This is a genomic window from Streptococcus sp. 27098_8_109, assembly GCF_041432295.1.
GTDB lineage: Bacteria > Bacillota > Bacilli > Lactobacillales > Streptococcaceae > Streptococcus.
The window spans coordinates 1-10,748 of record NZ_JAPVZJ010000030.1; the positions used below are offsets into that span (position 1 = coordinate 1).

Here is a 10,748-nt window from a genome sequence, read left to right on the forward strand (position 1 = left end):
GTTTTCTTGATTTGAATAGATATTCAATTTTGAGTAGGTATTACTCAGAGTTAAGTGACGATAGCCTAGGAGATACACCTGTACCCATGCCGAACACAGAAGTTAAGCCCTAGAACGCCGGAAGTAGTTGGGGGTTGCCCCCTGTGAGATATGGAAGTCGCTTAGCTCTAATCCGCCATAGCTCAGTTGGTAGTAGCGCATGACTGTTAATCATGATGTCGTAGGTTCGAGTCCTACTGGCGGAGTAGTTAAGAAAAAAGAGGTTTAGGCCTCTTTTTTTTATAATTAATAATCTATTTAGTGTTATTTGGTGTGAGATATTTTTGCTGAGTAAAGTTTCAGAGCCCTCCGTTTTCGATCAAGGAGATCTTTTTAGTACTTTAATTGAGGGTAGCGAAGAGGCTAAACGTTGCGGACTGTAAATACGCTCCTTCGAGGGATTCGAATCCTTCCGCTTCCATTATCTTAGTTTTTGAAATTTAAGTAGTAAATTTGTTCCTATTCTGTCAACTTTTCCTATTTGTTATCTTTTTGAGGTTGGTATTTTAACAATTCAGGAATTATTAAAGATTAATTGAAATTTTTTGTTAGAATAAGGTCATAAAAAGAAAAGGAGTATATATTTATGCTACAAAGTATTTATGATCAGATGATGGATTTTTATAGAAATATTGAAGAAGAGTATGGTATGTTCTTCGGTGATAATTTTGATTGGGAATATGTTCATTTTAAGTTTTTGATTTATTATCTTGTCCGATATCGTATTGTGAGTCATCAGGATTTTATTGTTTACCATTATCGTGTTGCTTATCGTTTGTATCTTGAAAAATTGATAATGAATCAGGGATTTATTTCTTGTTGAGATGTTTTGAGTAAATTTCCGAACAAATTTACTTTTTTATGGAAAGATAATAATAAATAGCTACTTATTTTTTTAAATCGTTTTTTAATAGTTGGAAATAGCAAATCTTTCTATTGTTTCTTCTTGATAAAAAGGCGATTTTTTCTTATAATAAATTGTAAGATATAATTGCAGGTGAGAGTCCTGCCATGTATGTGAGAAAGGAAGAGCCTGAGGGCTCAGACAAGATTATGACTTCAGTTGTTGTTGTAGGTACCCAATGGGGTGATGAAGGTAAAGGGAAGATTACAGACTTCCTTTCTGCGAATGCAGAAGTGATTGCACGTTACCAAGGTGGTGATAATGCAGGTCACACGATTGTGATTGATGGTAAGAAATTTAAGTTGCACTTGATTCCATCTGGAATTTTCTTCCCTGAAAAAATCTCTGTTATTGGGAATGGTATGGTTGTAAATCCTAAATCTCTTGTAAAAGAGTTGAGCTATCTTCATGAGGAGGGTGTGACAACTGATAACTTGCGTATTTCTGATCGCGCGCATGTTATTTTGCCTTATCATATCGAGTTAGACCGTTTGCAAGAAGAAGCTAAGGGCGACAATAAGATTGGTACTACAATTAAGGGAATTGGTCCAGCTTATATGGACAAGGCTGCTCGTGTTGGGATTCGTATCGCCGATCTTTTAGATAAAGATATTTTCCGTGAGCGCTTAGAACGTAACCTTGCTGAAAAGAATCGTCTTTTTGAAAAATTGTATGACAGTAAAGCGATTGCTTTTGATGATATTTTTGAAGAATATTACGAATATGGTCAACAAATCAAGAAATATGTGACAGATACATCTGTTATTTTGAATGATGCGCTTGATAACGGTAAACGTGTGCTTTTTGAAGGGGCACAAGGTGTTATGCTAGATATCGACCAAGGTACGTATCCATTTGTTACGTCATCAAACCCTGTTGCTGGTGGTGTGACCATTGGTTCTGGTGTTGGTCCAAGTAAGATTGATAAGGTTGTAGGTGTATGTAAAGCCTATACGAGTCGTGTAGGAGACGGTCCTTTCCCAACTGAGTTGTTTGATGAAGTGGGAGAACGTATCCGTGAAGTCGGTCATGAATATGGTACAACAACTGGTCGTCCACGTCGTGTGGGATGGTTTGATTCAGTTGTGATGCGCCATAGCCGTCGCGTTTCTGGTATTACTAACCTTTCATTGAACTCTATCGATGTTTTGAGTGGTTTGGATACAGTGAAAATCTGTGTGGCCTATGATCTTGATGGCCAACGTATTGATTACTATCCAGCTAGTCTTGAGCAATTGAAACGTTGCAAGCCTATCTATGAAGAGTTGCCAGGTTGGTCAGAAGATATTACCGGAGTTCGTAATTTGGAAGATCTTCCTGAGAATGCGCGTAACTATGTTCGTCGTGTGAGTGAATTGGTTGGCGTTCGTATTTCTACTTTCTCAGTAGGTCCTGGTCGTGAACAAACAAATATTTTAGAAAGTGTTTGGTCGTAAGAGATTTTTAAGATTTGTTTAAGATAGGTCGGGTATACTATAGACAGTTACAAGAAGACCTCCTAACTTGTTGTAACAAATATCCTAAACTTTTCTTTTTCATAATAATCTCCCTATAGAGTCACCGCATTCGGTGGCTTTTTTTGTGTTGGGATTCATGATATAATAATAAAATCGACAAGTAGGAAAAGGGAAAAGAGATGGATTATACGCTTGAAGAAAAAGAAGTCTTTATGAGGGAGGCTTTGAGAGAAGCTGAGATTGCCTTGGAACATGATGAAATTCCAATTGGTTGTGTGATTGTCAAAGATAGGGAAATCATTGGTCGTGGGCATAATGCACGTGAGGAATTGCAGCGAGCGGTTATGCATGCGGAGATTATGGCTATAGAGAATGCGAACTTGAGTGAGGAGAGTTGGCGCTTGCTGGATTGCACGCTTTTTGTGACCATTGAGCCTTGTGTCATGTGTAGTGGGGCGATTGGGCTTGCCCGTATTCCAAACGTGGTCTATGGGGCTAAAAACCAGAAATTTGGCGCTGCTGGGAGTTTGTACGATATTTTGACAGATGAGCGTCTCAACCATCGTGTAGAGGTTGAAACGGGAATTTTGGAAGATGAATGCGCAGCTATTATGCAGGACTTTTTTAGAAATAGACGGAAAAAATAATTTTTCTTTTAAAATGAATAGGAATGTGATATAATAAATAGTGGAGCAACAGTTCTGCGTGAAGCGGGTCAGGGGAGGAATCCAGCAGCCCTAAGCGATTTGAATTGTGTGCTCTTTTTTTCGTGCTTTTTCCGAATAAATAAGATAGAATAATCTAGAATAAATGATAATAGAAAAGAGAAAATTATGAAAATTCGTGGTTTTGAATTGGTTTCGAGTTTTACAGATGAAAATTTATTACCCAAGCGTGAGACAGCGCATGCGGCTGGTTACGACTTAAAGGTTGCTGTGCGCACAGTTATTGCTCCAGGAGAGATTGTCTTGGTTCCGACAGGGGTTAAGGCTTATATGCAGCCGACTGAGGTTCTATATCTCTATGATCGCTCTTCAAATCCTCGTAAGAAGGGCTTGGTCTTGATTAACTCGGTTGGGGTCATTGATGGGGATTATTATGGAAATCCTGGGAATGAAGGGCATATTTTTGCTCAGATGAAGAATATTACAGATCAAGAGGTTGTTCTTGAAGTTGGGGAACGTGTGGTTCAGGCTGTCTTTGCTCCTTTCTTAATTGCAGATGGAGATGCGGCTGATGGCGTTCGAACAGGTGGATTTGGATCGACTGGGCACTAGGATGAAAATTATCTTTGTACGTCATGGAAAGCCAGATTACCGTGAGTTAGAGAAGCGTTCTTATACGGGATTTGGGATAGATTTGGCACCCTTGTCTGATAAGGGGCGGCAGCAAGCCCAGAAATTGAGTAACAATTCTTTACTCCCTTCAGCTGAAATAATCATATCTTCGGCAGTCACAAGAGCTTTAGAAACGGCTTCTTATGTGGTTTGTGCTACAGGACTTCCTTTGAAAGTGGAGCCTTTATTACATGAATGGCAGGTCTATGAAAGTGGCACAGATAATTTTGAAAAAGCTCGTACTATGTTTCTAGAAAATAAGGGGGAGTTACTTCCTAATAGTCCTATTCAATATGAGACAGCTACGGAAATGAAGTCTCGTTTTCTAGAATGTATGTCTAAGTATCGAGAACATCAGACTGTGGTAGTTGTTGCTCATCGAATGCTCATGCGCCAGTTTGTGCCAAATGAGAAAATTGATTTTTGCCAAGTGATTGAGTGTGAGTTAGAGATATAGAAAGAGGTTTATTATCGCAAAGAAAAAAGCGACATTTGTATGTCAAAATTGTGGGTATAATTCCCCTAAATATCTGGGGCGTTGCCCTAACTGTGGGTCTTGGTCTTCTTTTGTAGAAGAGGTTGAGGTTGCTGAGGTCAAGAATGCGCGTGTGTCCTTGACAGGTGAAAAAACCAAGCCTATGAAACTGGCTGAGGTGACTTCCATCAATGTTAATCGAACCAAGACGGAGATGGAGGAATTTAACCGTGTACTTGGAGGCGGAGTGGTACCGGGAAGTCTCGTTCTTATCGGCGGGGATCCTGGGATTGGGAAATCAACCCTTCTCTTACAAGTATCAACCCAGCTGTCTCAAGTGGGGACTGTTCTATACGTCAGTGGAGAGGAATCTGCCCAGCAAATCAAGCTGCGAGCAGAGCGCTTGGGAGATATCGATAGTGAGTTTTATCTCTATGCCGAGACCAATATGCAGAGTGTTCGAGCTGAGGTTGAGAGAATCCAGCCAGATTTCCTTATTATTGACTCTATCCAGACCATTATGTCTCCTGAGATTTCAGGGGTGCAGGGGTCTGTTTCTCAGGTGCGTGAGGTGACGGCTGAACTCATGCAGCTGGCTAAGACAAATAATATTGCTATCTTTATCGTAGGTCATGTGACCAAGGAAGGTACCTTGGCTGGTCCACGTATGTTGGAGCATATGGTGGATACGGTGCTTTACTTTGAAGGGGAGCGCCACCATACCTTTCGTATTTTGAGAGCGGTCAAAAACCGGTTTGGCTCCACCAATGAGATTGGGATTTTTGAGATGCAGTCGGGGGGATTGGTTGAGGTGCTCAATCCGAGTCAAGTTTTCCTAGAGGAGCGTTTGGATGGGGCTACTGGCTCGTCAATCGTTGTGACCATGGAAGGGACGCGTCCGATTTTGGCGGAGGTTCAGGCTTTGGTGACACCAACCATGTTTGGAAATGCCAAGCGTACTACGACAGGGCTTGATTTTAATCGTGCGAGTCTGATTATGGCTGTTTTGGAAAAGCGGGCAGGACTTCTCTTGCAAAATCAAGATGCCTATCTCAAATCTGCTGGTGGTGTCAAATTGGATGAACCTGCCATTGACTTGGCTGTTGCAGTTGCCATTGCTTCGAGCTACAAAGACAAGCCAACCAATCCTCAGGAATGTTTTGTAGGAGAGTTAGGCTTGACTGGAGAGATTCGCCGCGTGAATCGTATCGAGCAACGTATCAATGAAGCTGCTAAACTGGGCTTTACTAAGATTTATGTACCGAAAAATTCCTTGACAGGAATCACTCCGCCTAAGGAAATTCAGGTCATTGGAGTGACAACGATTCAGGAGGTTTTGAAAAAGGTCTTTGCATAATCCGTGACAAATCCTCTTAAAAATGATAAGATAGGAGAAATATTTGACTATCAAATTTTCAAGGAGGGAATCGTGTCGTATTTTGAACAGTTTATGCAAGCCAATCAGGCTTATGTTGCCCTACATGGGCAGTTAAATCTGCCACTTAAACCCAAAACAAGAGTAGCTATTGTGACCTGTATGGACTCACGTTTGCACGTTGCGCAAGCTCTGGGCTTGGCACTTGGGGATGCTCATATCTTGCGGAATGCAGGTGGTCGAGTGACTGAGGACATGATTCGTTCGTTGGTGATTTCCCAGCAACAGATGGGGACAAGAGAGATTGTGGTGCTGCACCACACAGACTGTGGTGCCCAGACCTTTGAAAATGGTCCTTTTCAGGAGTATCTGAAAGAGGAATTAGGTGTCGATGTGTCAGACCAGGATTTTTTGCCTTTCCAAGATATAGAGGAGAGTGTGCGTGAGGATATGAAACTCCTTATCGAGTCTCCTCTAATACCAGACGATGTCATTATCTCTGGTGCCATTTACGATGTGGATACAGGAAGTATGACAGTCGTAGAATTGTAAAAAGTTCATTTAGAAAGAAAGTGTATGAAGAAAAACAGTATTTTATTTATTTTTATTTTATTGCTATGTATTGGTTTACAGTATGAAACCATCTACTATACGGACGGTTCAATGTCAGGTGCGGAATATGGCCTAATGGGAGTTTCTATCTTTCTAGCTCTCTTTTACATGATTCCGGCTCTTTATTTCCTTTTCCGTATTGGGAAAAAATGGGAATTGCCAAAGAATGCCTTGATTTTGTCTCTATTGGGTGGGATGTTCCTTTCAGGCTGGCTATCTAGCTTTGCTAATACCTATATCCATGATTTACTGGGTGTTCTTTTCCCAGATAGTGCATTTTTAAATGCCTTTGAAAGTGCGATTGTGGCTCCTTTGGTAGAAGAACCGTTGAAATTATTGCCACTTGCCTTTGTTTTGGCTTTGATTCCTGTGCGGAAATTAAAATCTTTGTTTTTACTAGGAATTGCTTCTGGTTTGGGATTTCAAATGATTGAGGATATTGGCTATATTCGTACGGATTTGCCAGAGGGCTTTGACTTTACTATTTCGAGAATTTTAGAGCGTATCATCTCAGGAATTGCCTCTCACTGGACTTTTTCAGGTTTGGCGGTAGTAGGTGTTTACTTGCTTTACAGCGCTTATAAAGGACAGAAGGTTGGCAAGAAACAGGGGCTTATTTTCCTAGGTTTAGCTTTGGGAACTCATTTCTTGTTTAACTCTCCTTTTGTGGAGTTGGAGACAGAGTTGCCACTAGCGATTCCAGTGGTTACGGCTATTACTCTTTATGGTTTTTATCAGGCTTATCGCTTTGTTGAGAAGCACAATGAGTTGATGAACTAGAATATTTTTCAAAAGAATGATGCAAGGGTACAAATATGGTGCCCTTCTTTTATTTTTGATTGAAAAATAGTACAAAAAGCGCTACAATGGTAGATGGAAAAATCTTGTGAAAAGCACAAGCGATACATATATACCGGAGGAAATCATGTCTTTTTCTGATTTAAAGCTGTTTGCCCTTTCTTCTAATAAAGAATTGGCAGAACGTGTGGCGCAGGAGATTGGGATAGAGTTGGGGAAATCAAGTGTTCGCCAATTTTCAGATGGAGAGATTCAGGTCAACATCGAAGAATCAATCCGTGGGAAACACGTCTTTATCCTACAATCAACTAGTTCGCCTGTAAATGACAATCTGCTTGAAATTTTGATTATGGTAGATGCTTTGAAGCGTGCCAGTGCAGAATCTGTCAATGTTGTCATGCCTTACTATGGGTATGCACGTCAGGATAGAAAGGCGAGAGCGCGTGAGCCAATCACCTCAAAACTTGTCGCAAATATGCTTGAAGTAGCTGGAGTAGATCGTTTATTGACAATCGACTTGCATGCTGCACAGATTCAAGGATTCTTTGATATTCCTGTGGATCACTTGATGGGAGCTCCTCTGATTGCGGATTATTTTGAGCGTCGTGGTATGGTTGGTTCTGACTATGTGGTTGTCAGCCCAGACCATGGAGGGGTGACTCGTGCTCGTAAGTTGGCAGAATTTTTGAAAACATCTATCGCTATCATTGACAAACGTCGTAGCGTTGATAAGATGAACACTAGTGAAGTCATGAACATCATCGGTAAGGTCGAAGGCAAGACTTGTATCTTGATTGATGATATGATTGATACAGCTGGAACCATTTGCCACGCGGCAGATGCCCTGGCAGAAGCTGGTGCTGTTGAAGTCTATGCAAGCTGTACGCACCCAGTTCTTTCTGGTCCTGCTATGGACAATATCCAAAATTCAGCTATTAAGAAATTGGTTGTTTTGGATACCATCTATCTCCCAGAAGAGCGTTTGATTGACAAGATTGAGCAGATTTCGATTGCTCATCTACTGGGTGATGCTATTGTACGTATCCATGAAAAACGCCCACTTTCTCCACTTTTCAGTATTGAGAAAAAGATTTAATAACCAAGCCTGAGATAATTCTCAGGTTTTTTCATCTCTTTTCCGAATAAATAGATAGTGGCAGAGAATCTAGTAAATCTAGATTTAATACTCTTCGAAAATCAAATTCAAACCACGTCAACGTCGCCTTGCCGTATATATATGTTACTGACTTCGTCAGTTCTATCTGCAACCTCAAAACAGTGTTTTGAGCAACCTGCGGCTAGTTTCCTAGTTTGCTCTTTGATTTTCATTGAGTATAAGACTATGGTATAATAAAAGGAGGAAAAGGATGATTCTCAGACATCCGGGCATCAGCCCAACCAATGATTTAGTTGCTAAGAAGATTTTTAGCAATCCAGAAATCACTTGTCAATTTATCCGCGATATGCTGGACTTACCAGCAAAAAATGTGACCATTTTGGAGGGAAGCAATATTCATGTCTTGCCTTCCATGCCGTATTCGGCGCAGGATTTCTATACAAGTATAGACGTCTTGGCGGAGTTGGATAATGGCACCCAGGTTATTATCGAAATACAAGTGCATCATCAGAATTTTTTCATCAATCGCCTGTGGGCTTACCTATGCAGTCAGGTCAATCAAAACCTAGAAAAAATTCGTCAACAAGAGGGTAATACTCATCAGAGTTACAAACACATTGCACCGGTATATGCTATCGCTATTGTGGACAGTAATTATTTCTCAGATGATTTGGCTTTTCATAGTTTTAGTATGCGCGAGGACATGACAGGTGAAGTATTAACCATCACCAATAACGGACAAGAAAACCATCTGGTCAAGATGGCGTTCTTGGAATTAAAAAAATACAGAGAAACCAGCAAAGACGAGGTTCGCAAACCGTGGTTGGAGTTTTTCGGGAATAAACCCTTTACCCAACAACCCGAGCGAGCCATCAGTCAAGCAGACCAACTGCTGGACTACAAGAGCTGGTCCGAGGAGGACAGAAAAATGTTTAGTCAACTACGTATGCGTGAAGAACAAGCGTTATTGGCTCAGGATTATGCCTTGGAAACTGCGAGGGCAGAAGGTATTGAACAGGGATTGGAGCGAGGACGAGCAGAGGGTATCGAAGCGGGATTAAAAGTAGGTCTAGTAAATCTCGTTCGCCAAGGTCTTCTGACTTCGGAAGTTGCAAGTGAGCAATTAGGCATGACAGTCGCTGAATTTGAGGCACTCTTATAAGACCATCACAAGTAATGGCGTTCTTGGAATTAAAAAAAATACAGAGAAACCAGCAAAGACGGGGTTCGCAAGCCGTGGTTGGAGTTTTTTGGGAATAAACCCTTTACCCAATAACCCGAGCGAGCTATCAGCCAAGCAGTTGGGCATGACCGTCGCTGAGTTTGAGGCTTTGCTATAAGGTCACATTTTAAATAGTAAAAAGTTGATGAAATGGCAAGTTCTTATCAAAAAACTTGCCATTTTTACTTGCCATTTAGAGGTGTTTATAAGATAATACCATAGACGTGAGTTCTGTCCAACTGTCTATGTGGATTAGATATGAATGATTTTACTCAAGGATGATAAGTTTGTGAGATTTTCACTTGAAAAATGCAGTATTTGACGGGTGTTTTTTCTCACAAAAATGTTTTTTTCACCTTTTTTTCTAAAAATGGGTAAAAACTTTAAAAAATAGAAGAAAACCCTTGACAAATCCTGCAAATATTTATATACTGTATGGTAGTAAGATATTCTTACGAAAAAATATTTTAAAGAAAAACAAAGGAGATAAAACGATGAAAAAAGTTTTATTGACAAGCGCAGCAGCACTTGCTGTATTTACAGTTGCACCTGTTTTGGCAAATAGTGAAAACCCAGCTTCAACTAACCAATTGCTTCAAAAGAAATATGTTTCTGAACGTGATATTGCTGAAGAAGCTAACCGCCAAGTAGCCTTCCATGATTCTGAAATTCGTACTGACGCTGAGCGCCAATTTAAAGAACAAGGTAACAAATCATTAGCAGATGCAGAGAAAGCATTACAAGATTTCTTAAATTCAGGTTATTCAGGACATGATTTTTCTGAGAAAAAAGCAGCTTTAGAAGCAAACATTGCAGCAGCAAAAGTAAAATCAAATCAAACATTTGAAGATATCTATAGTACAGTAAAAAATCGTTACGTTCAAAAATTGCAAGAACAATATCGTGCTACTGCAATGGCAGAAGGGAAATATTATAACGATGTTAATGGAGTAGAAGATAATAAACCAAACAATACTCGTGTTAATGAAGATTTAGTTAATCAAGCAGGTAAAGGCTGGGTTAAAACAAATGGCAAATGGGTCTTCTTCAAAGAAGATGGTGCTAAAGCAACTGGATGGCTTAAAGATAATGGTACTTGGTACTACTTGAACGCTGAAGGTGTAATGCAAACTGGTTGGATTAAAGACAACGGAACTTGGTACTACCTAGATGGTTCAGGCGCAATGCAAAAAGGCTGGAAATATGTAGGTGGTCAATGGTACTACCTAGATGGTTCAGGTGCAATGCAAACTGGTTGGAAATATGTAGGTAGCCACTGGTACTACCTAAGTGGTTCAGGTGCATTACTTGTAAACACAACTACTCCTGACGGTTACACTGTAAACGGAAATGGTGAGTTGGTATAATACCAATATATAAAAAAGACTAGGAGATTCTTCTCCTAGTTTTTT

General features: G+C 40.3%; 11 protein-coding genes, 1 tRNA gene, 1 rRNA gene and 1 other RNA gene. All 14 read left to right on the forward strand.

Features of this window, described 5'->3' with window-relative positions; translation table 11 throughout:
• The first annotated feature begins 50 nt into the window (after nucleotides 1-50).
• The 14 genes from rrf to O3664_RS08950 all read left to right on the forward strand — a co-directional run bounded on the left by rrf (nucleotide 51) and on the right by O3664_RS08950 (nucleotide 10,703).
• Nucleotides 51-166, forward strand: a 5S ribosomal RNA gene (rrf, locus tag O3664_RS08885).
• Between the two features lie 5 nt (nucleotides 167-171).
• Nucleotides 172-245: transfer RNA gene (locus tag O3664_RS08890), tRNA-Asn, on the forward strand.
• A 380-nt stretch (nucleotides 246-625) separates the two neighbouring features.
• Nucleotides 626-862 carry a sigma(X)-activator ComW gene (comW, locus tag O3664_RS08895; RefSeq protein WP_371613919.1) on the forward strand — a complete coding sequence of 79 codons (237 nt, stop codon included), beginning with the start codon at nucleotides 626-628 and terminating at the stop codon, nucleotides 860-862.
• A 230-nt stretch (nucleotides 863-1,092) separates the two neighbouring features.
• Nucleotides 1,093-2,379, forward strand: a complete 1,287-nt coding sequence (locus tag O3664_RS08900) for an adenylosuccinate synthase (protein WP_001832534.1) — start codon at nucleotides 1,093-1,095, stop codon at nucleotides 2,377-2,379.
• 200 nt (nucleotides 2,380-2,579) lie between these two features.
• Complete coding sequence (gene tadA, locus O3664_RS08905; protein WP_023948303.1) at nucleotides 2,580-3,047, forward strand: tRNA adenosine(34) deaminase TadA; 468 nt, start codon at nucleotides 2,580-2,582, stop codon at nucleotides 3,045-3,047.
• Between the two features lie 32 nt (nucleotides 3,048-3,079).
• An RNA gene (gene ffs, locus O3664_RS08910) (signal recognition particle sRNA small type) lies at nucleotides 3,080-3,177 on the forward strand.
• Nucleotides 3,178-3,233: 56 nt separating this feature from the next.
• Nucleotides 3,234-3,677, forward strand: coding sequence for a dUTP diphosphatase (locus O3664_RS08915; protein ID WP_000701987.1), 444 nt, complete (start codon nucleotides 3,234-3,236; stop codon nucleotides 3,675-3,677).
• On the forward strand, nucleotides 3,637-4,194 hold the full coding sequence (locus O3664_RS08920) for a histidine phosphatase family protein (RefSeq protein WP_023948302.1): 558 nt from the start codon (nucleotides 3,637-3,639) through the stop codon (nucleotides 4,192-4,194). Before O3664_RS08915 ends, O3664_RS08920 begins: the two co-directional genes overlap by 41 nt.
• Before the next feature lie 13 nt (nucleotides 4,195-4,207).
• Nucleotides 4,208-5,569: a DNA repair protein RadA gene (gene radA / locus O3664_RS08925; RefSeq protein ID WP_077804517.1), complete on the forward strand. Its 1,362-nt coding sequence runs from the start codon at nucleotides 4,208-4,210 to the stop codon at nucleotides 5,567-5,569.
• A gap of 72 nt (nucleotides 5,570-5,641) precedes the next feature.
• A complete protein-coding gene (locus O3664_RS08930) occupies nucleotides 5,642-6,139 on the forward strand; it encodes a carbonic anhydrase (protein ID WP_125386783.1) in 498 nt (165 codons plus the stop codon).
• Nucleotides 6,140-6,163: 24 nt separating this feature from the next.
• Nucleotides 6,164-6,979 carry a PrsW family intramembrane metalloprotease gene (locus O3664_RS08935; protein WP_371613920.1) on the forward strand — a complete coding sequence of 272 codons (816 nt, stop codon included), beginning with the start codon at nucleotides 6,164-6,166 and terminating at the stop codon, nucleotides 6,977-6,979.
• A gap of 145 nt (nucleotides 6,980-7,124) precedes the next feature.
• Nucleotides 7,125-8,093: a ribose-phosphate diphosphokinase gene (locus O3664_RS08940; protein ID WP_000010160.1), complete on the forward strand. Its 969-nt coding sequence runs from the start codon at nucleotides 7,125-7,127 to the stop codon at nucleotides 8,091-8,093.
• A 271-nt stretch (nucleotides 8,094-8,364) separates the two neighbouring features.
• Nucleotides 8,365-9,276 (forward strand): Rpn family recombination-promoting nuclease/putative transposase, encoded by a 912-nt coding sequence (locus O3664_RS08945; protein ID WP_371613921.1) that lies wholly within the window; start codon nucleotides 8,365-8,367, stop codon nucleotides 9,274-9,276.
• A gap of 554 nt (nucleotides 9,277-9,830) precedes the next feature.
• On the forward strand, nucleotides 9,831-10,703 hold the full coding sequence (locus O3664_RS08950; protein WP_371613922.1) for a cell wall-binding protein: 873 nt from the start codon (nucleotides 9,831-9,833) through the stop codon (nucleotides 10,701-10,703).
• Nucleotides 10,704-10,748 lie beyond the last annotated feature (45 nt).

Excerpts from the sequence above, each read along its gene's own strand:
- O3664_RS08935 (WP_371613920.1), top strand. The coding sequence starts at position 6,164 with ATGAAGAAAAACAGTATTTTATTTATTTTTATTTTATTGCTATGTATT.
- O3664_RS08940 (WP_000010160.1), top strand. The coding sequence starts at position 7,125 with ATGTCTTTTTCTGATTTAAAGCTGTTTGCCCTTTCTTCTAATAAAGAA.
- O3664_RS08920 (WP_023948302.1), top strand. The coding sequence starts at position 3,637 with ATGGCGTTCGAACAGGTGGATTTGGATCGACTGGGCACTAGGATGAAA.
- O3664_RS08915 (WP_000701987.1), top strand. The coding sequence starts at position 3,234 with ATGAAAATTCGTGGTTTTGAATTGGTTTCGAGTTTTACAGATGAAAAT.
- O3664_RS08950 (WP_371613922.1), top strand. The coding sequence starts at position 9,831 with ATGAAAAAAGTTTTATTGACAAGCGCAGCAGCACTTGCTGTATTTACA.
- O3664_RS08900 (WP_001832534.1), top strand. The coding sequence starts at position 1,093 with ATGACTTCAGTTGTTGTTGTAGGTACCCAATGGGGTGATGAAGGTAAA.
- O3664_RS08945 (WP_371613921.1), top strand. The coding sequence starts at position 8,365 with ATGATTCTCAGACATCCGGGCATCAGCCCAACCAATGATTTAGTTGCT.
- comW (WP_371613919.1), top strand. The coding sequence starts at position 626 with ATGCTACAAAGTATTTATGATCAGATGATGGATTTTTATAGAAATATT.
- tadA (WP_023948303.1), top strand. The coding sequence starts at position 2,580 with ATGGATTATACGCTTGAAGAAAAAGAAGTCTTTATGAGGGAGGCTTTG.